At 73.0% G+C, this 24,389-nt stretch carries 23 protein-coding genes; 14 read left to right on the top strand and 9 right to left on the bottom strand.

Annotated elements, in window-relative coordinates; translation table 11 throughout:
* Positions 1 to 150: 150 nt before the first annotated feature.
* From AB0A74_RS25805 to AB0A74_RS25790, 4 genes are all read right to left on the bottom strand, one after another.
* Positions 151 to 1,746, bottom strand: coding sequence for a glycoside hydrolase family 13 protein (locus tag AB0A74_RS25805; protein WP_358253263.1), 1,596 nt, complete (start codon positions 1,744 to 1,746; stop codon positions 151 to 153).
* A gap of 70 nt (positions 1,747 to 1,816) precedes the next feature.
* Positions 1,817 to 2,200 carry a globin gene (locus AB0A74_RS25800; protein ID WP_343936050.1) on the bottom strand — a complete coding sequence of 128 codons (384 nt, stop codon included), beginning with the start codon at positions 2,198 to 2,200 and terminating at the stop codon, positions 1,817 to 1,819.
* A gap of 30 nt (positions 2,201 to 2,230) precedes the next feature.
* Positions 2,231 to 3,127, bottom strand: coding sequence for a mechanosensitive ion channel family protein (locus AB0A74_RS25795; RefSeq protein ID WP_358253261.1), 897 nt, complete (start codon positions 3,125 to 3,127; stop codon positions 2,231 to 2,233).
* Positions 3,128 to 3,148: 21 nt separating this feature from the next.
* Positions 3,149 to 5,248, bottom strand: coding sequence for a prolyl oligopeptidase family serine peptidase (locus tag AB0A74_RS25790; RefSeq protein ID WP_358253260.1), 2,100 nt, complete (start codon positions 5,246 to 5,248; stop codon positions 3,149 to 3,151).
* A 150-nt stretch (positions 5,249 to 5,398) separates the two neighbouring features.
* Between AB0A74_RS25790 and AB0A74_RS25785 the strand changes: the two genes are divergently transcribed.
* Entirely contained in the window at positions 5,399 to 6,055 is a 657-nt protein-coding gene (locus AB0A74_RS25785; protein WP_358253258.1) for an HNH endonuclease, read from the top strand.
* 8 nt (positions 6,056 to 6,063) lie between these two features.
* Here the strand turns inward: AB0A74_RS25785 and AB0A74_RS25780 are convergent, their stop codons facing one another.
* Positions 6,064 to 6,453, bottom strand: coding sequence for a hypothetical protein (locus AB0A74_RS25780; RefSeq protein ID WP_358253256.1), 390 nt, complete (start codon positions 6,451 to 6,453; stop codon positions 6,064 to 6,066).
* 356 nt (positions 6,454 to 6,809) lie between these two features.
* Between AB0A74_RS25780 and AB0A74_RS25775 the strand changes: the two genes are divergently transcribed.
* From AB0A74_RS25775 to AB0A74_RS25765, 3 genes are read left to right on the top strand one after another with little or no spacing between them, the layout of a single operon-like run.
* Entirely contained in the window at positions 6,810 to 8,015 is a 1,206-nt protein-coding gene (locus AB0A74_RS25775; RefSeq protein WP_358253254.1) for an MFS transporter, read from the top strand.
* 27 nt (positions 8,016 to 8,042) lie between these two features.
* Positions 8,043 to 8,285: a hypothetical protein gene (locus tag AB0A74_RS25770; protein ID WP_343936045.1), complete on the top strand. Its 243-nt coding sequence runs from the start codon at positions 8,043 to 8,045 to the stop codon at positions 8,283 to 8,285.
* Positions 8,272 to 8,751 (top strand): DUF5130 family protein, encoded by a 480-nt coding sequence (locus tag AB0A74_RS25765; protein WP_358253253.1) that lies wholly within the window; start codon positions 8,272 to 8,274, stop codon positions 8,749 to 8,751. The genes AB0A74_RS25770 and AB0A74_RS25765 overlap by 14 nt, the downstream gene beginning before the upstream one ends.
* Before the next feature lie 150 nt (positions 8,752 to 8,901).
* On the opposite strand, the gene pepN is transcribed toward AB0A74_RS25765, so the two are convergent.
* Positions 8,902 to 11,463 (bottom strand): aminopeptidase N, encoded by a 2,562-nt coding sequence (gene pepN, locus AB0A74_RS25760; RefSeq protein WP_358253251.1) that lies wholly within the window; start codon positions 11,461 to 11,463, stop codon positions 8,902 to 8,904.
* Positions 11,464 to 11,682: 219 nt separating this feature from the next.
* Here pepN and AB0A74_RS25755 point away from each other — a divergent pair, with 219 nt between their 5' ends.
* The 3 genes from AB0A74_RS25755 (at position 11,683) to AB0A74_RS25745 (ending at position 16,320) form a co-directional block, all read left to right on the top strand.
* On the top strand, positions 11,683 to 12,291 hold the full coding sequence (locus AB0A74_RS25755; RefSeq protein ID WP_358253249.1) for a DsbA family protein: 609 nt from the start codon (positions 11,683 to 11,685) through the stop codon (positions 12,289 to 12,291).
* Positions 12,292 to 12,347: 56 nt separating this feature from the next.
* Positions 12,348 to 13,703 (top strand): aldehyde dehydrogenase family protein, encoded by a 1,356-nt coding sequence (locus tag AB0A74_RS25750; protein ID WP_358253247.1) that lies wholly within the window; start codon positions 12,348 to 12,350, stop codon positions 13,701 to 13,703.
* A gap of 349 nt (positions 13,704 to 14,052) precedes the next feature.
* Positions 14,053 to 16,320 carry a LuxR C-terminal-related transcriptional regulator gene (locus tag AB0A74_RS25745; RefSeq protein WP_358253245.1) on the top strand — a complete coding sequence of 756 codons (2,268 nt, stop codon included), beginning with the start codon at positions 14,053 to 14,055 and terminating at the stop codon, positions 16,318 to 16,320.
* 6 nt (positions 16,321 to 16,326) lie between these two features.
* Here AB0A74_RS25745 and AB0A74_RS25740 read toward each other — a convergent pair whose 3' ends face one another.
* Positions 16,327 to 17,040, bottom strand: a complete 714-nt coding sequence (locus tag AB0A74_RS25740) for a 2-phosphosulfolactate phosphatase (protein WP_358253243.1) — start codon at positions 17,038 to 17,040, stop codon at positions 16,327 to 16,329.
* Between the two features lie 28 nt (positions 17,041 to 17,068).
* Between AB0A74_RS25740 and AB0A74_RS25735 the strand changes: the two genes are divergently transcribed.
* From AB0A74_RS25735 to AB0A74_RS25705, 7 genes are read left to right on the top strand one after another with little or no spacing between them, the layout of a single operon-like run.
* Positions 17,069 to 17,536 (top strand): ribose-5-phosphate isomerase, encoded by a 468-nt coding sequence (locus AB0A74_RS25735; protein WP_358253241.1) that lies wholly within the window; start codon positions 17,069 to 17,071, stop codon positions 17,534 to 17,536.
* A 13-nt stretch (positions 17,537 to 17,549) separates the two neighbouring features.
* Positions 17,550 to 18,329, top strand: coding sequence for a hypothetical protein (locus AB0A74_RS25730; RefSeq protein ID WP_358253239.1), 780 nt, complete (start codon positions 17,550 to 17,552; stop codon positions 18,327 to 18,329).
* The gene (locus AB0A74_RS25725; protein WP_358253238.1) at positions 18,322 to 19,125 is read left to right on the top strand and encodes a DNA-formamidopyrimidine glycosylase family protein; all 804 of its coding nucleotides are present in this window, start codon (positions 18,322 to 18,324) and stop codon (positions 19,123 to 19,125) included. Before AB0A74_RS25730 ends, AB0A74_RS25725 begins: the two co-directional genes overlap by 8 nt.
* A gap of 55 nt (positions 19,126 to 19,180) precedes the next feature.
* Positions 19,181 to 19,675, top strand: a complete 495-nt coding sequence (locus tag AB0A74_RS25720) for a YbaB/EbfC family nucleoid-associated protein (protein ID WP_358253236.1) — start codon at positions 19,181 to 19,183, stop codon at positions 19,673 to 19,675.
* A 9-nt stretch (positions 19,676 to 19,684) separates the two neighbouring features.
* Entirely contained in the window at positions 19,685 to 19,990 is a 306-nt protein-coding gene (locus tag AB0A74_RS25715) for a type VII secretion target (RefSeq protein ID WP_358253234.1), read from the top strand.
* The gene (locus AB0A74_RS25710) at positions 19,987 to 21,627 is read left to right on the top strand and encodes a hypothetical protein (protein WP_358253232.1); all 1,641 of its coding nucleotides are present in this window, start codon (positions 19,987 to 19,989) and stop codon (positions 21,625 to 21,627) included. The genes AB0A74_RS25715 and AB0A74_RS25710 overlap by 4 nt, the downstream gene beginning before the upstream one ends.
* Positions 21,602 to 22,240, top strand: coding sequence for a pentapeptide repeat-containing protein (locus AB0A74_RS25705; RefSeq protein ID WP_358253230.1), 639 nt, complete (start codon positions 21,602 to 21,604; stop codon positions 22,238 to 22,240). Before AB0A74_RS25710 ends, AB0A74_RS25705 begins: the two co-directional genes overlap by 26 nt.
* A gap of 43 nt (positions 22,241 to 22,283) precedes the next feature.
* On the opposite strand, the gene AB0A74_RS25700 is transcribed toward AB0A74_RS25705, so the two are convergent.
* Both AB0A74_RS25700 and AB0A74_RS25695 read right to left on the bottom strand, forming a co-directional pair.
* On the bottom strand, positions 22,284 to 23,027 hold the full coding sequence (locus tag AB0A74_RS25700) for a hypothetical protein (protein WP_358253228.1): 744 nt from the start codon (positions 23,025 to 23,027) through the stop codon (positions 22,284 to 22,286).
* A gap of 75 nt (positions 23,028 to 23,102) precedes the next feature.
* A complete protein-coding gene (locus AB0A74_RS25695; RefSeq protein WP_358253226.1) occupies positions 23,103 to 24,311 on the bottom strand; it encodes a GNAT family N-acetyltransferase in 1,209 nt (402 codons plus the stop codon).
* Between the last annotated feature and the right edge of the window lie 78 nt (positions 24,312 to 24,389).

Genomic DNA, 24,389 nt, shown 5'->3' with positions numbered 1-24,389 from the left:
CAAAAAATTCGGCTGCACCCGGGAAATCTGTGGTAGCCCTTCGGGCGGGCCATACGGAGATGACACAAGCAAGAAGCCCGGCTTGGGTTGTGTCCTCTCCGGTGGACTGCCCGCTTGGCGCTTCGCGCCCGGAAGCGCGCTACGCGCGCGTTAGACGAGCCAGACTGCTGTGTCCGGGGGGAGTTGGGGGCCGTCCATCGGGCCGCTGGACAAGAGGACCTCGCCCGGAGGCAGCGGGACCGGGCCGCCTGAGGTGTTCAGGGCGCAGATCAGGCCGCCGCCCTTGCGGCGGAAGGCGAAGCAGCCGGCTGGTGCGCCGTACCACTCGACCTCGTCGCCGCTGATCTTCGGGTGCGTCTTGCGCAGTTCCAGCGCGTGTCGGTACAGCGACAGCATCGACTCCGGGTCTTCCAGTTGCGACTCCGCCGTCAGCGCGCCCCACTCGTTCGGTTGCGGCAGCCAGGTGCCGGCGCCCGTGGTGAAGCCGAACGGTGGTGTCGTGCCCTCCCACGGCAGTGGCACGCGGCAGCCGTCGCGGCCGCGTTCGGTGTGGCCCGAGCGCAGCCACGTCGGGTCCTGGAGGGCCCAGTCCGGGAGTTCCACGTTCGGCAGGCCCAGCTCTTCGCCGTTGTAGAGGTAGACGACGCCGGGCAGGGCCAGTTCGACCAGGGCCATCGCCCGCGCCCGCTTCGTGCCCAGTTCGCCGCCGCCGTAGCGGGTGACGTGCCGGACCACGTCGTGGTTGGACAGGGTCCACGTCGGGGGCGTGTCGTAGGGCTGCACGGCGGCCAGGGAGTGTTCGATCGCCGAACGGACCGCGTCCGCGTCGAACGCCGCCTCGACCAGCCGGAAGTTGAAGCCCAGGTGCAGCTCGTCGGGGCGGATGTAGCGGGCGAAGCGCTCGTCGTCCTTGACCCAGATCTCGCCGACCGCCATGCGGCCCGGGTACTCGTCGAGCACCTTGCGGATCAGGCGGTGCACGTCGTGGACGGCGTCGTTGTCGAACCGGGGGTCCAGGGCGTTGTCGTGCAGCACCCCGGAGCCCTGGGCCGCCCGCGGTTCCATGTTGGGCAAGCCGTAGGGCTTGGCCATGCCGTGGGCGACGTCGATCCGGAACCCGTCCACGCCGCGGTCCAGCCAGAAGCGCAGCGTGCGGACCAGGTCCGCGGGCACGTCCGCGTTCTCCCAGTTCAGGTCGGGCTGCTCGGGCGCGAACAGGTGCAGGTACCACTGGCCGTCCGCGACCCGGGTCCACGCCGGGCCGCCGAAGACGCTGGTCCAGTTGTTCGGCGGCTGGGAGCCGTCGTAGCCCTGCCCGTCGCGGAAGACGTACCGGTCCCGCTCCGCGCTGCCCGGACCGGCCCGCAGCGCCGCCTGGAACCACTCGTGGCGGTCGCTGGTGTGGTTCGGGACGAGGTCGACGGTGACCCGGATGTTGTGCTCGTGCGCCTCGGCGACCAGGCGGTCGAAGGCGGCCAAGTCGCCGAACAGCGGGTCCACGTCACGCGGGTCGGCCACGTCGTAGCCGTGGTCGGCCATGGGGGACGTGTAGAACGGCGTGAGCCACAGGGCGTCCACGCCGAGCAGTTCCAGGTAACCCAGCCGGGAGCGGATGCCCTCCAGGTCGCCCACGCCGTCGCCGTCGGAGTCGGCGAACGAGCGCACGTAGACCTGGTAGAAGACGGCGTCACGCCACCAGGCGGACTCGTCGGCGATCTCTGGTTGGAGGTCGGAGGATCGTCGCACGAGGTGTCATCCTGCCACCCGCACCGCGATCACCCGTCCCCGTTCGGGTGATCGTGGTGCGGGTCGGCGGTCACACCCAGGCGTTCATGAGGCTGTTCGCGGCCATCTCCAGGTACGCCCACAGCTGGTCGCGGTGCTGCGGCGACAGGTCGGCCTCGTCCACCGCGACCCGCATGCACCGCAGCCACGCGTCCCGCTCGACGGGACCGATCACGAACGGCGCGTGGCGCATCCGCAGCCGCGGGTGGCCGCGCTGGTCGGAGTAGGTGTGCGGGCCGCCCCAGTACTGCATCAGGAACAGGCGGAAGCGCTCCTCGGCGGGGCCGAGGTCCTCCTCCGGGTAGAGCGGGCGCAGCACCGGGTCGTCGGCGACCAGCTCGTAGAAGCGCGCGACGATCTTGTGGAACGTCTCGTACCCGCCCACCGCTTCGTAGAAGTTCTCGGTACTGGTCACGCTTCCATCCTGCCTCAAGTCCGGGGGGACTCACGCCTTGAGCGAGATCCCCGCCCCTTCCAGCGCCGGCATCAGCTTGGCCCGCAGCGCCCGCTGCACCGCCCACTGCCGCCCCGGCCGGACCTTCACCGTCACCCGCATGGTGATGCCCTCGGGCGTCACCTTCTCCACGCCCAGCACCTGCGGCTTGTCGATGGTGTCCTTCTCCAGCGACTCCTCCGCCACGGCCTCCAGCGCCGCCGTGGTCAGCACCTCGCTCGCCGACGCCAGGTTCGCCCCGTAGGCCAGCGGCAGGTCCACCACCGCGACCGCGAAGCCCTGCGAGGAGTTGCCGACCCGCAGGATCTCGCCGTTGCGGACGTACCAGACCGTGCCGTTGGTGTCGCGGATCGTGGTGATGCGCAGCCCCACCGACTCGACCGTGCCGGTCGCCGGCCCCAGGTCCACGACGTCGCCGACCCCGTACTGGTCCTCCAGCATCATGAACATGCCGGACAGGAAGTCCTTGACCAGGTTCTGCGCGCCGAAGCCGATGGCGACGCCGAGGATGCCGGCGGAGGTCAGGATCGGCGCCACGTTCATGCCCAGCTCGGTGAGCACCTGGATGAACGCGATGCCGAACACCACGATCGTGGTGACCGACTTCAGGACCGAGCCGATGGTCTTGGCGCGCTGCTCCCGCCGCTCGGACACCAGCCCGTTCAACGCCTGGGGGGCGCGTTCGCGCAGGGGCTTGAGCAGCTTGGGCTTGCGCCCCTCCGACGCGCCCCGGGTGAGCCGATCGATCAGCCGCCGCAGCAGGAAGCGGACGACCACCGCGATGAGCACCGTGAGCGCGATCCGCAGCGCTCCCTCGGCGATCTTCGGGCCGTTCTCCACCCACCAGTCGACGGCCAGCGTCGACTCGACGTCCACCGACAGATCCACCGGCTCACTCCTCCTCGAAAACTACCCTCGGGCGAACTCCAGCCCGGTCGCACCGGCCAGGAAGGTCAACTGGTCCACGGCGAGGCCGAGCGACCGGCTCACCGATCGGCCCGCGTGCCCCACCTCGGTCTCCCGGCGCAGGAGCACGGGGTGCTTGGTCGGATCACTCGCCGTCGCGTGCTGGAGCGCGGCGCACATCTTCCGGGCGTGGTTGGGGTCCACGCGGCTGTCCGACTCGAACACCGTGAACAGCACCGAAGGGTACTCAACGCCCGCCCGGACCCGGTGGTACGGGGAGTAGGACAGCAGCCACGCCAGCTCCTCCGGGACCGCCGCGCTGCCGTACTCCTCCGCCCACAGCCGCCCGAGCAGGAAGTTCTCGTACCGCACCATGTCCAGCAGTGGCGCTGAGCACACCACGGCCGCGTACAGCTCCGGGCGCTGGGTCAGGGCCGCCCCCACGAGCAGGCCGCCGTTGGAACCGCCCATGATCGCGAGCTGTTGCGGCGAGGTCCACCCGTCGGAGATCAGCTTCCGCGCCGCCGCGTGGAAGTCGTCGAACACGTTCTGCTTGCGCTCGCGCATCCCGGCGCGGTGCCACTCCTCGCCCTCCTCGTCGCCGCCGCGCAGCGAAGGCAGCGCCCACACGCCGCCCGCCTCGACCCAGGCCAGCGCCGTGGCGCGGTAGCCCGGCCCCTGGCCGACCGCGAAGCCGCCGTAGCCGGTCAGCAGGGCGGGCCGGGGCAGGTCGGGGGTGGCCTGGCCGGACACCACGAACATCCGCACGGTCGTGCCGTCCGGAGACGTGTACTCGACCTGTTGGGTGGTCAGCTCCGGCAGCTCGACCGCGCCCGGCGCGGCGGCGTGCAGGACGGTCCGACCGGTCGACTTGGCGAACTTGTAGACCGACAGCGGGGTCACGAAGTCCGACCAGCCGAACCACAGCACGTCCCGGTCGGCGTCGGTCCGGTCGTCCACAGTGGACCAGCCGTGCAGGGAACCGGTGCCCGGCAGGGGGACCTCGCCCAGCCACGCACCCGTCGCCGGGTCGTGCAGGTGCAGTTCGGACACCGCGTGCCGGGTGCGCAGCAGGACCAGGGTCCCGTCCAGCCAGGTCGCGCCGTCCAGCACGGAGTCGGGCTGCTCGGGGACCAGTTCGGTCCACTCGGTCGGCCGGGCCGGGTCGGCCACGCACAGCCGGAACCGGGGCGCGTCGAGGCTGGTGCGCAGGTAGAGCCGGTCGCCCTCGACCCACGCCGAGCACTGCGCGCCGGCCTCGGCGGAGACGACCTCGCGCAGCTCGCCGTCGCCGTGCAGGTCCGCGATCCACACCGAGTCGCGCCGGACCGTGCCGGGCGCGCCGTTCACCACCAGCCACCGGCCGTCGTCGGTCAGCGACAGCCCGTAGTAGTAGGTGTGGTCGAGGCCGTCGCCGTGGACGTTCACGTCCCGGGCCGGGTCCGTGCCCACCCGGTGCCGCCAGACCCGCCGGTGGAACTGCCGCTCGTCCTCGGGCACCAGGTCGGGGTCCAGGCGGCGCACGTAGAAGAACTCCTCGCCGCCGGGCAGCCAGCCGACGGGGGAGTAGCGGCACCGGTCGATCGGCCCCTCGACCAGCTCGCCGGTCGCCACGTCCAGGACGTGCAGCAACGAGTGCTCGTCGCCGCCCACGGACACCTGGTAGGCCAGCCGCGTGCCCTCCAGGGACGGGGTCCAGCGGTCCAGCGTGGTCCGGCCGGACGGGTCGAGCGCGGTGACGTCGAGCAGCACCCGCTCCTCCCCGTCCTCCAGCACGTAGAGGACGGGGAAGTCCTGCTCCGGCCCGCGCCGGGTGTAGAACGCCCGTCCGGCCCGCCACACCGGCGTGCCCACCGAACCGGTGCGCATCAGCTCGGCCAGGCGTGCGCCGAGGGCCTCGCGGCCGGGCTGGGCGTCCAGCCACGCGCGGGCGAGCGCGTCCTGGGCCGTCGACCACTCGGCCGTGCGGGGGTCGGCGGGGTCCTCCAGCCAGCGGTAGGGGTCGGGCACCGGATGCCCGTGCAGCCGTTCGACCAGGTCGAGGCGCTCCGCGGTGGGGTAGGCGATCGTCGCGGGCTGCGCCGCGGGTGAAGGGTGCGTCACCCCGCCGAGGTTAGCGCGGGATGAAAACCATGTGCGATAGGAGGGTGTTCACCGAACTTTCGGCCCCGGCTCCGCGACGCGTCAGGTATCACACGTGATTTTTGGGGGTGAAGTGTGGTCTGCTATGGCTGAACCGGTGGAGGTGGTCGCGTGCCAGACCGACAACCCACCCCGATCGGCGCCCTGGTGAACGCCGGGATCGCGTCGTTGGCCCCGTCCGGCCAAAAACAGGTGGCGGTGCACGCCGTCGCGGACGGGGAAGGGGCCGGTCCGGCGCCCAAGACCTTCCCCTGGGGAAGACGGAAGGTCCTGCTGCTCAACGCCACCTTCGAGCCCCTGACCGCGCTGCCGCTGCGGCGCGCGGTGGTGCTGGTGGTGTGCGGCAAGGCGGAGGTGGTGCACGGCGACCCGGCGGGCGCCGTCGTCCATTCCTCCACTTCCGAGGTCGTCGTACCGTCAGTGATCAGGTTGAGCAACTACGTCCGCGTGCCGTACCGGGGGCGGGTGCCCCTGACGCGCGCCGGTCTGATGCACCGGGACCGGTACCGCTGCGCGTACTGCGGCGGACGCGCCGAGACGATCGACCACGTGGTGCCCCGGAGTCGGGGTGGGGCGCACTCGTGGACCAACTGCGTGGCCTGCTGCGCGAAGTGCAACCACCGCAAGGCCGACAAGCTGCTGTCCGAACTGGGCTGGCGGCTGCGGGTCGTGCCGGCCGCGCCGCGCGGGCCGCACTGGCGGCTGCTGGCGGGCGTGACCGAGGCCGATCCGCTGTGGCTGCCCTACCTGGGCGAGCCGGCCGCGTAGGTCGGCGGTCAGGCGGCGAGCGCGAGGTCGTCCCGGGTGGCGGTGATGCGGACGCTGTCCCGGGCGGTGATGCGCACGCTGTCGCGCGCCGTGATGCGAACGGAGTCCCGCGCCGTGATCCGCACGCTGTCCCGGGCCGTGATGCGCACCGAGTCCCGCGCCGTGATGCGGACGGAGTCGCGCGCCGTGATGCGGACCGAGTCCCGTGCGGTGATGCGCACGCTGTCGCGCGCCGTGATGCGGACCGAGTCGCGGGCCGTGATGCGCACGCTGTCCCGGGCCGTGATCCGGACCGACGCCGTGATCCGCACGCTGTCCCGGGCGGTGATGCGGACGCTGTCCCGCGAGGTGATCCGAACGGAGTCCCGTCCCGTGATGCGCACCGACTTGGCCGCCACGGCAGGCAGCTGAACAGGCGTAACCGACTCGTCCGTTCGGGCGTACGACGAAAGGGTGAAGGAGGCAACCCCGGCGCGGTTCATGGTGTACATGTCGTGTCCTCCGAGACTCATCGGGCGGGAATTAGTATCCGGAAACGGATGCGCAAGACCCGTACAGGTGAAAAGCTAGAAGCCGAGTGGGCGGAGGACAAGACGCCAAACCGGCCGCCATTCGCCTCCTTCCGGGGGAAGTCCGTCCGGGTGTACTCACTGCGACAGTAGAACCGTTCGGTTACTACGTTCCGCCACTCTGGACACCGTGCGTAACCTGACCTCTGCTTGAGAGTCGTCCAGATCACAGACGGGTCCCAGACGTGGAGCGGTCGATCGGTGCACAGGGCGTCCACACGCCGGCGTTCCGGCTGCTGACGGGCGCGTGGATCACGTCCCTGGTGGGTGACGGGGTCCGCACGGTCGCGCTCCCGCTCTACACCGCCGTGAGCACGCGCAGCCCCCTCGCGGCGTCCGCGGTGGCCGTCGCCGTGGTGCTCCCGTGGCTGCTCGTGGCGTTGCCGGCGGGCGTCCTGGTGGACCGGTGGCGGCCCCGGTTGGTCGTCGCCGTCGCGCACACGTTCCGGGCGCTGGTGACGGGGCTGCTGGCGTGGGCGGTGTTCACGGATAGCGCGGGCGTCGCGCTGCTGTGCGCGTTGGGGTTCCTGCTCACCAGTGCGGAGACGTTCGCGGACAGCGCGTCCCAGGTGCTGCTCGTGGAGCTGGCCGGGCCGGCCGACCTGGAGGCCGCCAACAGCCGGTTCGTGACCGCCGAGACGGTCGGGATGGACCTGGTCGGGCCGCTGGCGGCCAGCCTGCTGTTCTGGTGGCACCCGGCCGCGTGCTTCGCCCTGGACGCGCTGACGTTCGTGGTGGCGGCGGTGTTCGTGGCGCGGGTGCCCGAGGTGGCGCGGGCGCCCGAGGCGGCGCGGACCGGGACGCTGCGCGGGCAGTTCACCGAGGGGGTCGCGTACCTGTTCCGGCAACCGGGCCTGCGGGTGCTGGTGCTCGCGGTGGGCGTCTCCGCGGTGTGCGCGGCGGCGGTGAACGCGATGCTGTCGCTGTACTCGATCACCGTGCTGGGGCTGCCCGAGGAGTGGGTGCCGTGGCTGGTGGTCGTGATGTCGCTGGGCGCGCTGTCGGGGGCGCGGCTGAGCCCCGTGCTGGCGGCCCGGCTCGGCGGCGCGCCGGTGATGGTGGGGGCGCTGGCGTTGCTCGGGGTGGCGTTCGCGGTGTTCGGCGGGGTGCCGTGGGTGCCGGTGGCGGTCGTGGCGGCGTTCTGCTTCGGGTTGGCGTCGGCGGGGTGGAACGTGCTGTCGGCGACCCGGCGGCAGCGGTTGACGCCGGTGCCGATGATGGGTCGGGTGACCAGCGCCTACCGGGTGCTGGCGTGGGGGCTGTCGCCGATCGGGGCCGGTCTGGCCGGTCCGCTGGCCGCCGCGACGACGCTGGGGACGGTGTACCTGGTGGCGGGCGGGGTGGTCGTGCTGACGGCCGCGGTGCTCGCACGCCCCCTCGCCCGGACGTGAGCGGGTGGATCGGTTACCGTAACCGCCGTGACCATCGTGGAGACCGTGCTCGTCTTCGCGCTGATCCCGCTGGCCATCTACGGCGTGATCACGCTATTGACGCTGAGGCCGAAGGCCACCCGCATCACGCGGTACCGCCCGGGCCAGGAGTGGAACTACGCGCCCGTGTGGTGGAGCGCGAACCCCGGGGGGCTCAACGCAGACCACCACGTCGAGTCGGCCCCGGCGTCGGGCCCGACCGCCAGGGGAGGTGCTCGTGGCAACTGGTAGTCACGTGGCGAAGGTCGATCCCGCCGGCTTGCCGCTGGGCGCGGTCGTGACCAACAGCGGCCGGGTCTCGGCGGCGAAGATGTACGAGCCGCAGGCCCCGAGCCTGCCGTTCACGCCGGTGCAGCTCGCGAGCCTGGACGAGGCCCTGACCCTGGCCAGCCGGACCACCGGCCTGGACTTCAGCGTCTACCTGGGCGAACTGGGCTCCGACACCCGCGCCCGCGCGGAGGAGTTGCACGCCGCCACCCCGCGCCCGTCGCACGCGGTCCTGGTGGCCGTGTCCCCGGGCGAGCGGGCGGTCGAGGTCGTGACCGGCGAGGAGTCCCACCGCCGCCTGGCCGACCGCGGCGCGAAGCTCGCGGTGATGAGCATGGTGGCGTCCTTCAAGGAGGGCGACATCGCCGGCGGCCTGCTCAGCGGCCTCCGCATGCTCACCGACCAAGCCGGCAGCGCTCCGCGCTCCTGACCCCAGCTCACCACGAAGGCCGCGTCCCCGAGGGGCGCGGCCTTCGTCGCGTCCAGCGCGGTCAGCAGTCCCTGCGCGCAGGAGTGGTTCCAGCGCACAAAGCGACAGGCCGCGCTCCCGGTGGAAGCGCGGCCTGTCGACGAACCAGGGTCAGGACCGGTCGAACTCCTGGGCCGCCAGGGCGCGCACGATGCCCGCACGGCCCTCCGACACCAAGCGCCGCAACGCCGGGGGCCGTTCCTCGGCCAGCCACGCGTCCGCCGCCGCCACCGTCTCCTGCGCGATGGACCACGACGGGAACAGCCCGATCACCATCGACTGCGCCCGCTCGGACGACCGCCGCTCCCACACGTCGGCCACGTCGGCGAAGTAGCGCGCCACGAACGGCTGCAGCAGCTCCTTCTGGCCAGGGTGCTGGATGCCCGCCACGATCGCCTCGCTGACCGCGTTGGGCAGCTCGTCGTCGTTCACCGCCCGGTCCCAGGCCTCTTGTTTCGCCTCGACCGTCGGGCGCAGGGCGCGGGCCGACTCGGCGCGGCGGCGGCCGGTGGCGGTCGGGTCGCGTTCCTCCTCGGCGGCGATCTCCGGCAGGTCCGCGGCGCCGTGGGCCACCAGCGCCTGGAGCAGGCGCCAGCGCAGGTCGGTGTCCACGTCCAGGCCCGGCAGCACGTCCGTGCCGTCGTACCAGCCGCGCACGACCCGGAGGTCGGCGTCTTCCAGCACCGAACCCGCCAGCGCGTTGACGAACGCCAACTGGTGGTCCGACCCCGGCTCGGCCGCCCGCGCCAGCTCCAGCGTCTTCGCCGTGAACCGCCGCCAGCCCTCGCCCCGCCACGACACGTCCGCGTAGGACGACAGCGCGGTCTGCGCCTGGAGCAGCAGCCGCTGCACGACGCCGACCTCGGTCTCCGCGTGCAGGCCGCCCAGCACCAGGTTCACGAAGTCGCGCGCCTTGAGCTCGGCCTCGCGGGTCATCTCCCACGCCGCCGACCAGCACAGCGTCCGCGGCAGCGGCTCGGCGATGTCGGAGATGTGGTCGATCAGCGACGCCAGCGAGTCGCTGTCCAGCCGCATCGTGCAGTAGGTCAGGTCGTCGTCGTTGACCAGCACCAGCTTGCCGCGCGGCACGCCGACCAGCTCGGGCACCTCGGTGCGCTCGCCGTCCACGTCCAGCTCGACCCGGTGCGTGCGGACCAGCTTCCCGGACTCGTCCGAGTCGTAGACGCCGATCGCCAACCGGTGCGTGCGCAGCTCGCCCGCGCCCGGCCGGGCACCGCCCTGCAACACCGCGAACTCGGTGAACTTCCCGTCCGCGTCCACGGCGAACCTGGGGCGCAGCAGGTTCAGGCCGGTGGTCTCCAGCCACTGCGCGCTCCACCACGACAGGTCGCGCCCGGACGCCTCCTCCAGCGCGGACAGCAGGTCCGCCAGGGTCGCGTTGCCCCACGCGTGCTTGGCGAAGTACACCCGCAGGCCCGCGAGGAAGTTCTCCAGCCCCACGTACGCCACGAGCTGCTTGAGCACCGAAGCGCCCTTGGCGTAGGTGATGCCGTCGAAGTTGACCTCGACCGCCTGGAGGTCGGGGATGTCCGAGGCCACCGGGTGCGTCGAGGGCAGCTGGTCCTGCCGGTACGCCCAGGACTTCTCGATCTTGGCGAACGTCGTCCACGCCTGCCGGTACTCGGTCGCCTCCGCCTGCGCCAGCACCGACGCCCAGGTGGCGAACGACTCGTTCAGCCACAGGTCGTCCCACCAGCGCATGGTGACCAGGTCGCCGAACCACATGTGCGCCATCTCGTGCAGCACGGTCTCGGCGCGCCGCTCGTACAGGTAGCGCGTGACGCGGCTGCGGAAGACGTAGTCCTCCAGGAACGTGACGCAGCCCGCGTTCTCCATCGCGCCCGCGTTGAACTCCGGCACGAAGCACTGGTCGTACTTGCCGAACGGGTACTTGACCCCGAACGCCTGGTGGTAGAACCCGAAACCCTGCTTGGTCTCGGTGAACAGCCGCTCGGCGTCCATGTGCTCGGCCAGCGAGGCGCGGCAGTAGATGCCCAGCGGGATGGTGGTCTCGCCGTCGGTGTACTCGTCGCGCCACTCGGCGTACGGGCCCGCGACCAGCGCCACCAGGTAGGTGGACATCGGCTTGGTGGTCTCGAAGACGTGCCGGTCCGCGCCGCCCACGCCGTCCACAGTGGACTCGATCGGCGCGTTGGACATGACCTTCCAGTCCGCCGGCGCGGTCACGGTCATGGTGTAGACGCTCTTGAGGTCCGGCTGGTCGAAGCAGGCGAACATGCGCTTGGCGTCGGCCGTCTCGAACTGCGAGTACAGGTAGACGCCGCCGTCGACCGGGTCCACGAACCGGTGCAGGCCCTCGCCGGTGTTCATGTACCGGCAGTCGGCCTCGACGGTCAGCTCGTTGACGTCGCGCAGGTCGGTCAGCGCGATGCCGTCCTCCTCGCGGTAGTCCGACACGTCGAGCTCGACCCCGTTGAGGACGGCGCGGTGCACGGTGGCGGCCACGATGTCGACCCACGTCGACGCGCCCGGGGTGCGGCTGCGGAAGGCGATCGTCGTGGTGGAGCGGAACACCTCCGAGCCGGGCTTGCCGCCGCCGTCGGTCAGGTCCAGCTCGATCCGGTAGGAGTCGACTTCCAGCAGCGCAGCCCTCTGCTGCGCCTGGTCGCGGGTCAGGTTGGGTGCCGCCACAGGTCACCTCGTCTGCCGACGCCCTCGTTGGCCGGGCGCCGACGTCGTCGGAACGGGGAGAAGTGTCGTGTCGGTGAACACGACAGTCGCATCCAATCACGTGGGACCGGGAGAAGTGGACTGGCGTCCGAGGGAAGACTCCGCCGGGTCGGCGGGTTGGACCCTGAGGACGCCGCCGCGGCGGACCGCCGCACGAGCAACACAGAGGAGACACCCACCATGTCGGCACCCACCAAGGTCGACTTCTACTTCGACCCGGTCTGCCCGTTCGCGTGGATCACGTCCCGGTGGATCCTGGAGGTCGAGAAGCACCGTGACCTGGACCTGAACTTCCGGGTCATGAGCCTTTCGGTGCTCAACTCCGGCCGCGACGTGGACGCCCGCTACCGCGAGATGCTGGACAAGGCGTGGGGCCCGGTGCGGGTGGCCATCGCCGCCGCCAAGCACCACGGTGACGACGTCCTGCGCGACCTCTACACCGCCCTCGGCACCCGCATCCACAACGAGGGCAACAAGGACTACGACGTGGTCATCAAGCAGGCGCTGGCCGAGGTGGGCCTGCCCGCCGAGCTGGCCGAGGCCGCCCACTCGACCGACTACGACGAGGAGCTCAAGGCCAGCCACCACCGCGGCATGGACCCGGTGGGCGAGGACGTCGGCACGCCGACGATCCACATCGACGGCGTGGCGTTCTTCGGCCCGGTGCTGACCGCCATCCCGCGCGGCGAGGACGCGCTGAAGGTGTTCGACGGCGCGGTGGCGCTGGCGAGCTTCCCGAAGTTCTTCGAGCTGAAGCGCACCCGGACCGGGGACCTGGACTTCTCCTGACCCGGCCGATGTGACACTCTGGGGCGGAAATCGCCTCAGAGTGTCACAGGAGCGTCATGATCGAGGTCGTGAACCCGGCCACCGAAGAGGTCGTCGGCACCGTCCCCGCGGGCACCCCGCAGGACGTGGACAACGCCCTGACCAGGGCCTCCGCCGCTTTCGACGAGTGGTCGGCGGTCCCGGTGGAGGAACGCGCCAAGCTGGTCCGGCGGATCGCCGACGAGCTGGAGGCGCGAGCCGAAGAGCTGGCCACGACCATGACCACCGAGATGGGCACGCCCATCACGTTCGCCCGGAAGGTGCAGGTCCCCAACCCGGTCGGCATCGCGCGGGGCGTGGCCGACGCGCTGGACGACGGCTACTTCGCGGGCGAGGAGATCGGCAACTCGCTGGTCGTGCGCGAACCGGTGGGCGTGGTCGGCGCGATCACGCCGTGGAACTTCCCGCTCCAGCAGATGGTCGCCAAGGTGGTCCCGGCGCTGGCCGCGGGCAGCGTGGTCGTGCTCAAGCCGAGCGAGCTGGCGCCGTTCACCGCGGACCTCCTGGCCGAGGTGCTGCGCGCGGCGGGCGTGCCGGACGGGGCGTTCTCGCTGGTCCACGGCACCGGTCCGGTCGTCGGCGAGGCGCTGGCCGCGCACCCGCTGGTGGACATGGTGTCGTTCACCGGTTCGACGCGGGCCGGTCGCCGGGTCGCGGCCCTGGCCGCCGAGACGGTCAAGCGGGTCGCGCTGGAGCTGGGCGGCAAGTCGGCCAACGTCGTGCTGGACGACGCCGACCTGGCCCGCGCGGTGAAGATCGGCGTCGCCAACGCGTTCATGAACAACGGCCAGGCGTGCAGCGCGTGGACCCGGTTGCTGGTGCCCGCCGACCGGCACGACGAGGCCCTGGCGATCGCCGCCGCCGCTGCCGCCAAGTACGAGCCGGGCGACCCGGCGCAGGCCACCACCCGCCTGGGCCCGGCGGTGTCCGCCGCGCAGCGCGACCGCGTGGTCGGCTACGTCCGACGGGGTGTCGAGGAGGGGGCCACGCTCGCGCAGGGCGGGCCGGACGCGCCGACCGCGCGCGGCTTCCACGTGGCGCCGACCGTGTTCGGCGGCGTCACGCCGGACATGGCGATCGCCCGGGAGGAGATCTTCGGGCCGGTCCTGTCGGTGATGCCGTACGCGGACGAGGACGACGCCGTGCGGATCGCCAACAGCACCGTCTACGGGCTGGGCGGCGCGGTGTTCTCCGCCGACACCGAGCGGGCGCTGCGGGTCGCCAAGCGTTTGCGCACGGGCCAGGTGGACATCAACGGCGCGGCGTTCAACACCAGCGCGCCGTTCGGCGGGTACCGCCAGTCGGGCAACGGCCGCGAGTTCGGGCGCTTCGGGCTGGACGAGTTCACCGAGGTCAAGTCCATCCAGCGGTAGCCCCGCGGCGGGCCGCTCGCCCGGCGCGGGGCCGGCGGCGGGGCGCTCGCCCGGTGGTAGCCCGCGTGGGCCGCTCGCCCGGCGGGAGCAGGGGGTGACGTGTCGATCGGGGTCCCGGCGGGTTGGGACGACCCGCGAGACCCCGATGACAGCCCCCCTCGGTCGTGTACCGGGATAGCGCTGGGGAGAGCAGTCTCCGGACGGCACGACCGTGCGTTGTCCTCGGGAGAGGAACGCGGCCCACTCTTCCGCGCCCGCCCCGCGGCGGGTACCCGGGAACTCCGCAGTCCCGCGAACCGGGGGTCCCCTAAGCTTCGGCGTCGGCCTCCTGGGAGGCGGTGGGGGGACGATGACGACAGGACGGACGCGGACCGGACTGCCCGCACCCGTGACCGAGCTGGTCGGCCGGGACGCGCTGGTCGCCGACACCACCGGGCACGTGCTCGGGCCGGACCGCGTGGTGACGCTCGCCGGGCCGGGCGGGGTCGGCAAGACGGTGCTCGCGCTGGAGGTCGCCCGCCAGTGCCGCGCCCGGCACGCCTTCCCGGTCGCGGTGGCCCGGCTCGGCGACGTGACCCGGGCGGAGGAGCTGCACCGCGAGGTCGTGCACGCGGTCGGGATCACCGACCAGTCCGACGCCGACCCGGTGGACGTGCTCCTGGACCACCTCCGCGACCGCGAGCTGCTGCTGGTGCTGGACAACTGCGAGCACCTGGCGGAGGCGGCGGGCGACCTGTGCGCGGTGCTGCTGGAGGAGGCGCCGGGCGTGCGCGTGCTGGCCACCAGCCGCCACCACCTGGGCATCGCGGGGGAGCGGACGGTCGTCGTGCCGCCGCTGTCGCTGGCCGGCGGTCCCGGCTCCGACGCCATGCGCCTGCTGCTGCGCCGCGCCGAGGCGGCGGGGCGCGCCACGCGGTCCGCGTCGGCCGACGAGGCCGCGCTGGCCGAACTCGTCGAGTGGTCCAGCGGCCTGCCGCTGGTGCTGGAGCTGATCGCCGTGCGGCTGGGCGGCGGCATGGCCCCCCGGGACGTCCTGGACCGCCTCGACGGCGGTCGCCTGCTGGCCACCCGCACCCGCCGGGTCCGCAGCCACCACCGCACCCTGGAACAGACCCTCGACTGGTCCTACGCCCTGTGCTCGCCCGAGCAGCAACGGCTGCTGGCGCGCGTCTCGGTGTTCGCGGGCGGGTTCTCCCTGGCCGCCGCCGAGGAGGTCTGCGCGGGCGAGGGCATCGGCGCGCACGAGGTGCTCGACCTGCTCGCCGACCTGGTGGCGAAGTCCCTGGTCAACGCCGGTCCGGACGGCCGCTACCGCCAGCTCCAGCCGATCCGCGAGCACGGTCGCCGCCGCCTGGCCGCGCTGGGCGAGCAGGACCGCGTCCGCGACGCGCACAGCGCCTACTTCCGCGCCCTGGCCGCCCGCTACGCCGCCACCTGGTACTCGCCGGACGAGGTCGCCCTGCTCGGCGCGGCCCACGACGAGATGCCCAACTTCCGGGCGGCCCTGAACCACTGCGCCACCACCCCGGAACGCGCCGAACTCGGCCTGGGCCTGCTGACCGACCTGGGCCGCCTGCGCGTGCAGTTCTTCCACGCCCTGCTGGGCGAGTTCCGCACGTGGCTGACGACCCTGCTCGACCTGGCCCCGGTCCGCCCGTCACCCGAACGTGTGGGCGCGACGGTGACCCTGGGCTGGATCGCCCTGTGCCAAGGCTCACAGGACGCCGCCCGCGCCGCCCTCGCGCACTGCCGGGAGCTGATCGGCCCGGCGGAAGTGGCGCCCGTGGTGTTCCTGGAAGGCGCGTGGGCGATGCTCGTGGAGGACGACCCGCGCGGCATCACCCTGCTGGGCCGCGCGGTGGAGCTGGCCGACTCGCCCGGCGACCGCGGCCAGTTCAAGCTGATCAAGGCCCTGGCCGCGGGCTTCCACGGCGACGAGCGGACCGGCGCGGACGCCACCGCCGACTGCCTGGCCGACGCGCGGGCGGCCGGCGCGACCTGGGCCGCGAGCTGGGCCCGCTGGGCGTGCGGCCTGGTCCCGCTGCGGCACGGCGACCCGGCGCGGGCGGTCGAGTGGTTCCGGGAGAGCCTGGAGACCCAGGTCGCCCTGCGCGAGCAGTGGGGCAGCACCTGGTCCTCCGAGGCCATCGCCTGGGCGCAGGCGGCCGTGGCGGACCGCGACTCGTCCGCGTCCGGCGTGCTGGAGTCCACGGCGGAACTGCTGGGCGCGGCCGTGGCCCTCCAGGAGGCGACCGGCGTGGCGATCGGCGGCCTGGTCCCGTTCCGGCGCCGGCGCGAGCAGGCCCGCCGGACCGTCGTCGCGAGCGTCGGCGAGACCCGGTTCCGGGAGGCGTTCCAGCGCGGCACGGGGATGGACCGCGAGGCCGTCTACGCCCTCGCGCTGCGCCCGAAGGTCCGCCGGGTCGCCCTGGCCGACCTCACGACCCGGCAGCGCGAGATCGCCCTGCTCGTGGCGGCGGGCCACCCCAACCACGTCATCGCGACCCGGCTGCACCTGTCCGTCTCGACCGTGGAGAACCACCTGACCGCCCTGTTCGCGAAGGTCGGCGTGGCCAACCGGGTCGAGCTGGCCGCCTGGGTGGCCGCCCGCACCTGACCCGCGTCAGGCGCGCAGCACGCCGTCCACCAGCCGGGGCACCGCGGTGCTCACGTTGACCTGCGAGGCGAGTTCGACGTCCCCGGCGTGGCCGGCCGCGACCAGCTCGCGCCCGGACACGCACCCGGCGACGACGTCCTCGACCGGCGCCCGCGCGAACATCTCCGCCGCCACGCACGCCTCGACCGACGCCGACCCGTACCCCAGGAGCGTGGCCATCACCGCGCCCGCGCCGAGCAGGTCCTCCACCGCCGGGCGCAGCGGACCCCGGTGGGCGGTCCCGGGACTGTTGATGTCCACCCCCCAGCGCTCGCCCGCCGGCACCACGCCGATCGGGCCGCCCCCGGCCAGCTCCCGCGCGGCGAGGGCCACCGCCCGCGCGTTGCGCAGGCAGCCCGCCAGGACCACCGACCCGGTGGACGAGGCCAGGTCGCACAGCGTCGCGCCGTTGGGCGACGGCAGCTCCAGCACCGTCCCCGCCGGGATGTCCACCAGCGACGACGGCCGCAGCGACCAGGTCGGGTCCGCGGGTCGCGCGGCGCTCTCCCGGTCGCTCCAGCGCACCGGGCGCAGCTGCGCGCCCCGGCTCACCACGACGTCCGCGGCGGTGCTGAACGACAGCACGTCGACGATCACGAGCACGGAGCAGAGCCCGCCGAGCGCCGTGACGCCCTCGTCGCCCCACTCCAGCCTGAGCTGGGAACCCTCTTGTCCGAACACTCGAACAAGGATGGCAGACTCCCGGGACGTGCGTGTTTACCTGGGATCGGACCATGCGGGCTTCGAGCTGAAGGCCCACCTCGCGAAGCACCTGGCCGCCGCCGGCCACGACGTGGTGGACGTCGGCCCGGCCGAGTACGACGCCGAGGACGACTACCCGCCGTTCTGCATCGAGGCGGCCCGCCGCGTCGTGGCGGACGAGGGCAGCCTGGGCGTCGTCATCGGCGGCTCCGGCAACGGCGAGCAGATCGCGGCCAACAAGGTGCCCGGCGCCCGCGCCGCGCTGGCCTACAGCGTCGAGACGGCCAAGCTCGCCCGCGAGCACAACAACGCCCAGCTCATCGGCCTGGGCGCGCGGATGCACACCACGGACGAGGCGGTGGAGATCGTCGAGGCGTTCCTCGCGACGCCGTTCTCCGACCAGCCCCGCCACGCGCGCCGCATCGCGATCATGAGCGAGTACGAGCGCACCCACGAGGCCCCGCCGCTGCCCTGATCCGACGACACCGATGATCCGCGACCTGCTGTTCACCGATCTCGACGGCGGTCCCCTGGGCGAGCCCGAGACGGTCATCGACGCGGCGGCCGACGAGCCCCGGTACCTGCGACGGGTGCCGGGGCTGCGGTCGGTCCTGGTGGACGACTCCGCCGGGCGCTACCACCGCTACCTGGCCCTGCTGGCGCTCACGGCGTGGGGCCACGCGCCGGTGTACCCGGTGGTGGCGGCGACGGTCGAGCAGGGCCCGCGGTCGCCGTGGCACGGGATGCTGACCGACCACGAGGGCCGCGACCGCACGTTCCCGGCGCTGGCCGGCGCGGTCGCCGACGGCGCGCGGTTCGTCGCCGACGCCGACGAGCCGGACCGCCGGCGCGTGCTGCGGGCGATGCTCGGCCGGGCGGACGAGGTGTACTTCGGCTGGCAGCTCGCCCACGCCGCGGACGGCTCCGAGTGGGCCCCCGACCTCGCCGAGGCCGTGGAGCGCGGCCTGGCCCGGCCCGCCGACGCCTGGGCCGTCCCCGCCGCGCCCCGCGAGCCGACCTGCACCGTCGTTCCCCCGCCCTCCCGGGTCCCGGTCGCGCTCCGGCGCATGCGGACCTTCCGCGCCCCGGCCGTCCCCCGGTTCGGCGGCCACGGCTTCGACCTCGCGGTGCAGCTCGCGGACCTGTGCGCCGTGCTGGCGCGGCACGACCGCCCGCGCGCGGTCGAGCTGGCCGAGCGCCTCCTGGGCCGCGACTCCCGGACCGTCGTGCGCACCCACCTGTGCTCGGTGGTGCCGTTCCGTGCCTGAAGGCCACACGCTCCACCGGCTCGCCCGCCTGCACCACCGCCGCTACGCCGGTCGCGCCGTCGAGGTCACCAGCCCGCAGGGCCGGTTCGAAGCGTCCAGTGTGGACGGACGGGTGCTGAAGAAGGCCGAGGCGCACGGGAAGCACCTGTTCCACGTCTACGGCCGGGACGCCATCGTGCACGTCCACCTCGGCCTGTACGGCACGTTCACCGAGTCCGAGCACCCCGTGCTCGACCCCGTCGGCCAGGTGCGGATGCGCCTGGTCGGCGAGACCCACTGGACCGACCTGCGCGGCCCGACCCGCTGCGAGGTGCTGACCGACGTCGAGGTGAAGGCGTTGCGCGCCCGCCTGGGCCCGGACCCGTTGCGCCGCGACGCCGATCCCGAGCGGGCGTTCGCGAAGATCGCCAAGTCGCGCCAGCCGATCGGCGTGCTCCTGATGGACCAGTCCGTGCTGGCGGGCGTCGGCAACGTCTACCGCGCGGAAGTCCTGTTCCGCCACGGCGTCCACCCGCTCACGCCGGGCCACGAGATCGACCGGGCGTTGTGGGACGACCTGTGGTCCGACCTCGTGGTGCTGATGCGCGCCGGCGTGAAGGTCGGCCGCATCGACACCGTGCGGCCCGAGCACCTGCCCGAGGTCACCGGCCGCGCGCCGCGCCGGGACCGCCACGGCGGCGAGGTCTACGTCTACCGCCGCGCCGGCCTGCCGTGCCTGCTCTGCGGCACCCCGGTGGCGATGGCGGAGCTGGTGGGGCGCAACCTGTTCTGGTGCCCGGGTTGCCAGCCGTCCTAGCCTGCTAACGCGGTCCGCGCCCGGAACGATCACCGTGCAGGAGAGGGGGCACGTGGTGACCGAACCCGTGTTCGGCGGCGACGAGGTGCGCACGGAGCAGGAGATCGCCCGGTGGGCGGCCGGCGTCGCGGCCAAGGCGGAGAAGTACCAGCGGGTGAGCGAGCAGGTGGCCGAGGTCGCCGTGCACGAGGTGTCGCGCGACGGCCTGGTGCGGCTCAGCGTCGGCGCGTCGGGGGCGTTGCAGCACCTGGAGATCTCCGACAAGGCGCGCGAGGTCTCCGGCGCGGCGCTCGCCGCGTCGATCATGACCACCATCCGCCGCGCCCAGGCGCGCATCGCGGGCGCGGTGTCGGAGATCGTCACGTCCGTCGGCGTGGACGACCCGGGAACCGCCGAGGCCCTGGTGTCGTCCTACCGGCAGCGTTTCCCGGAGCCCGCGCCCGACACCCCGCCCTGGGCGGACCAGGTGCGGCCGTCGGCCCCTCCGCCGCCCACGCGGCGGCCCGTCCAGGACGACGAGGACTGGGATGGTCCCGCCGTCACCGAGTAGGGGGTGTGCGTGAGCGGCTACGAGGTCGTCGCCGACGAGTTACGAGGCCACGCCGACCGGTTGCGCGGCGTGGAGGACCAGTTGACCCGGGCGGTGGACGCCGCGCGGCAGGTCAGCCTGTCCGGCCAGGCCTACGGCAAGACGTGCTCCATGCTGCCGCCGATGATGATGTTCATCGCGAACGCGGGCGTGGCGTCGCTGACCGAGGTCGCCGAGTCGGTCGCCGAGACCATCGCGGGCGTCCGGCGCACCGCCGCCGACTACGACGCCGTCGAGCAGACCAACACCCGTCCGTTCCGGGACGGCGACCGATGAACAACCCGCTGGTCGCGCCGCGGCAGGACTCGACCCGGTCCTACACCGGCATCGGCATCGTCGAATCCGCCGTGGACCTCTACAACGGCGTCCGCGACGGGTCGTGGGTCGAGGCCGGGCTGGGCCTGGCCGGCACCGGCCTGGAAGCCCTGTCGTTCGTGCTGGACCCGCTGGGCTCGATCGTCGCCTCCGCGGTGTCCTGGCTGATCGAGCACGTCGGACCGCTGCGCCAGGCGCTGAACTGGCTGGCCGGCGACAGCGACCAGATCGCGGCGTACGCGCGGACCTGGCAGAACGTGTCGCGGGCGGTGAACGACGCGGGCGGTGACCTGACCGCCGAGGCGAGCCGGGGCACCGCGAGCTGGACCGGCCCCGCCGCCGACGCCTACCGCGCCTCGGTGACCAACCAGTCCCACCACATCACCGCCGCCGCGAACTGCGCCGGGATCATCAGCGCGGTCGTGGAGGTCAGCGGCGTGCTGGTCGGCACGGTCCGCGGCCTGGTCCGCGACCTGATCGCCGAGTGCGTGGCCACGCTGCTCGCCCGCGTCCCGCAGTGGCTGGCCGAGGAGGCCGTGACCCTGGGCTTCGCGACGCCGCACGTCGTGGCGGCGGCGACGTCGATCATCGCCAAGTGGGTCGCGAAGATCGCCGACAAGATCACGCTGCTGATGCGGTCGATCGCGAAGCTGCGCCCGCTGCTGTCCCGGCTGGACGAGCTGTGGGACCTGATCAAGCGCGGGCTGAAGGCGTTGCGCAAGGCCCCGGACGGCGCCGGCACCCCACACGCGCCCGACCCGGTGAAGAAGCCGGGCAACACCGACGTCAAGCCGCAGGGCGCGGACGGGACGCCTCCCGGCGGCGGCACGAACACTTCCGGCGCGCCCGTGTCCCAGCCGCCGCAGGTCAACGGCGGCACCACCAACACCTCCGGCGTGGACGCGCCGACCTCCGGCACCCCGCCGACGTCCTCCGGCAACCCGCCGCCGACGTCGTCGGGCAACCCGCCCACGGACGGCAGCGGCGGTGGCTCGGGTGGCTCGGGCAAGCCGCCCGGTGACAACAACCCGCCGCCGCCCACCCCCGGCGGCGACCCGCACCCGGCGCTGCCGCGCCGGCCCACGGACCTGTCCCAGCCCCACCCGGAGCTGACCCCGGCCGAGAAGGCGGCGCTCAACCAGCACCTCAAGGACCTGGAGGCGAAGAACCCGGAGCGCTTCGCCGACGTCGCCCGCGACCCGGACCACAGCGGCAAGGTCCGCCCCGGCTCGCAGGACGAGGCGCGGGTCATGCTGGACCTGGAGGAACGCGGCCTGGGCCCGTTCGACCGGCCGAAGGACGCCGACGGCAACCTGATCCCGGGGCGCGGGGACTTCGTGGACGCCAAGGGCCAGGCGTGGGACATGAAGGGCGCCCACTCCGACTGGCCGCCGGAGGTGCCGGAGCGGGTCCGCAACAGCGGGCCCTACCAGAACGCCTACACCGAGCAGTGGTTCCGGGAGACCGTCCAGGGCCAGTTCGACAAGGGGCGTAACGTCATCATGGACACGCGGAACGCCAGCGCGGCCGACATCGAGAACATGAAGTCCATCGTCGCGAAGGAGGGCTGGGGTGACCGCATCATCTGGTACCCGTGACCCGTGGCAGCCGCCGCGGTGGCCCACCGACGCCGCGGCGGTGGCGGCGTTCCGGGAGTGGCTGGCCGACCCGTCCCAACCGCTGTACGCGCTGGACCTCGACCTGCGCGGCGCGGACCTGTCCGGCGGCCCGTTCGTGGAGTCCTGGTTCAGCCGCGCCAACCTGGCCGACGCGACCCTGCGCGGCATCGAGCTGTGGGCGGCGCACTGCGAGGAGACCCGCTTCATCCGGGCCGACCTGTCCGACGCGGACCTGGTCCGGGCGGTCGTCCGGGGGGCGAGCTTCGTGCGGGCGAAGCTGGTGGGGGCGAACCTGACCAAGGCGGACGCGGTGGACGGGCGGTTCACCGAAGCCGACCTGAGCCGCGCGAACCTGACCGACGCGTCGTTCCTGCGGGCCGACTTCAGCCGGGCGAACCTGTCCGGCGCGGTGGTGGAGTCGACCTCCTTCCGCGATGCCGTGCTGGTGGACGCCACGGTTCCCGGGATGCGCGGAACCGTGTTGGGGCCTGCGGAAGTCGTTCCGGGGCTGAAGCTGGACGGTCTTGAGCTGGAGCAGTGGTTCGGGGCTCGCGGGGCGGCTGTTTCCGTACTCCGGACCCAATCGGTCTGACCGCGCCGCGCGTGCTGTTCCGGCACGCGCGGCGCGCTCGGCCTCAGATGTCGAAGCCGCCGAAGTCCATGCCGCCGCCGAAGTCGCCGCCCATGTCACCACCCATGTCGCCGCCCGCGTCGCCGCCGTCGGCGGCCATGCCGTCGGCGTAGCCGTCGGAGTACGCGTCGGCCATCGCCACGCCCGCCATGCCGGTGAACATGGCGTCGAACAGCAGGAACGTGCCCACGCCCCACACGCCGGCCACCAGCGCCGGCTTCCACCACGGTTCCGAGTACCAGCCCTGCGGGACCGGGCGGCCGGCGACCATGCCGCCGGGGTAGTAGTGCGGCGTGCCCGAGCCCGGGTGTGGTGAGGCCGCGTAGTTGTGGCCCTGAACGGTGACCTGGCGGTCCTCCGAGACCTTGCCCGCGCGGCCCTGGCCGGTCAGGTCCGGGAGTTCCGGGCCGGGGTCCATGCCCATCGCCGTCCGGGCCGCCCGCACGTAGTACAGGCCCTCCATCGCGGTCTGCGTGACCAGGCGGCACTGCTCCAGCGTCTTCGCCTGCTCCATCTGGGAACCGGCGGCGGTGAAGCGCTCCGACGCGTCGGCCAGAGCCTGCGTCGAGGCCACGTCCGTGCCGGTCAGCGACATCACCTGGCCGCCGAGGCGCTCGACCCAGCGGCGGGCCTCGGCCTGGGCGTCCTCCAGCTCGCGCTGCTTCGCCGCGGCCCGGGTCTTCGCGAGGTACCACCCGCCGCCCACGACCAGGACGATCAACACGAGCACCACGACGGTGGCGTCCACAGGGCCTCCCGGGGGAGCGGCGAGCGTTACGACCCTGTCAACGAACCCACCGCCGCCGCCGGTTCCCGCACCGGCTCAGAACACCTCCGGGCAGTGCGGCTCGCGGTCGCCCAGGAAGGCGTGTGACAAGGCGTTCAGGCTGCCCCGTGTGAGTTCCCGCACCCGCTGCGCGCGGGCCAGGGTCGCCAGGCGGGTGCCGCCCAGGAACGCCGCGCCGAGCGCCTGCACGTCCAGCTCCACGTCCGGCTCGTCGTCCACCCGGCGCACCGACGCGTCGCCGTCCTTCACCGTCAGCCGCCACCGGCCCGCGTTCCACGGGCAGAACGCGTCGCGCACGTCCAGCACGGCGTCCACGTCCGACAGGTACCGGCGCAGCGGGAGGGCGCGGTCGACGTCCACGATCCGCACCCACAGCGAGTCCGTCCGCGACCGCAGCGCCAACCGCTGGTCGGCCAGCAGGTGCAGGACCGGGTCGTCGGAGGCGGTGAAGAACTTCAGCTCACCGACCATGTCCAGGTCCAGCAGGTACCGGTAGAGCGCGGCGTAGGCCTCGTCGGTCTCGGCGGCGATCTCGCGGACGTGCAGCTCGTTGCGCGGACCCCGCTCCTGCCAGTCGCCCTTGACCCGGTAGACGGCGTAGCCGTGCGGGTGCAGCGCGTACCGGTAGGCGGTGAGGCCGCCGCGGTCGTGCTCCTCGTCGGCGAGGTAGGCGGCCCACATCGCGTCGGTGCGGCTGAGCCACCCCGTCCTGGTCGGCCGGATCCGCTCGTGCAGCGCCTTGATCACCGGCATCGCCCCGGCGGCCGGCGCCTCGCGGACCCGCTCGTCCCCGGTGGCCACCTCCGGCCGGAACGCCGAGCGGGCGGGCAGCGACATCCGGATGAAGTCGGCGGCCTGGCCGTAGCCGAACCGGCCGTAGATGCCCGCCTCCGACGCCCACAGCGCCGCGATGGCCTCCCGGCCCTCCTCGTGCAGGCCGTGCAGCTGGGCGGTCATCAGCCGGGTCAGCAGGCCGCGTCGGCGGTGGCCGGGCCGCACGCACACACCGGTCACCGCGGCGACCGGCTGAGGACCGTTGTGCGGCACGGTGATCTCGCGGGTCTGCACGCCCGCGCCGGCGAGCAGCTCGCCGTCCTCGAACACGCCGTGGTGCCGGTCGGGTTCGAACAGGTCCCGCCACCGCTCCATGAGGTCCTCGCGGTCGTCGGACAGGAACGCCTGGTTGAAGACGTGCTGGTAGGTGGCCAGCTCGTCGTGCCGGAGCGTGCGGAGGGTGAGCGCCATGACCGTTCTTCATACGCCGACCCGGGCGTCCGCGCGAACGGGTTTCGCGGGTCGGTTCCCGGTCGGGGTCCGGACGAT

This window comes from Saccharothrix sp. NPDC042600, from assembly GCF_040647305.1.
Classification (GTDB): domain Bacteria; phylum Actinomycetota; class Actinomycetes; order Mycobacteriales; family Pseudonocardiaceae; genus Actinosynnema; species Actinosynnema mutabilis.
This window is presented reverse-complemented; position numbering and strand designations above follow the sequence as displayed.

Bases quoted from the DNA above. Each gene is read 5' to 3' on its own strand.
- AB0A74_RS25710 (WP_358253232.1), top strand. From the start codon at position 19,987: ATGAACAACCCGCTGGTCGCGCCGCGGCAGGACTCGACCCGGTCCTAC.
- AB0A74_RS25695 (WP_358253226.1), bottom strand. From the start codon at position 24,311: ATGGCGCTCACCCTCCGCACGCTCCGGCACGACGAGCTGGCCACCTAC.
- AB0A74_RS25730 (WP_358253239.1), top strand. From the start codon at position 17,550: ATGATCCGCGACCTGCTGTTCACCGATCTCGACGGCGGTCCCCTGGGC.
- AB0A74_RS25755 (WP_358253249.1), top strand. From the start codon at position 11,683: ATGTCGGCACCCACCAAGGTCGACTTCTACTTCGACCCGGTCTGCCCG.
- AB0A74_RS25750 (WP_358253247.1), top strand. From the start codon at position 12,348: ATGATCGAGGTCGTGAACCCGGCCACCGAAGAGGTCGTCGGCACCGTC.
- AB0A74_RS25745 (WP_358253245.1), top strand. From the start codon at position 14,053: ATGACGACAGGACGGACGCGGACCGGACTGCCCGCACCCGTGACCGAG.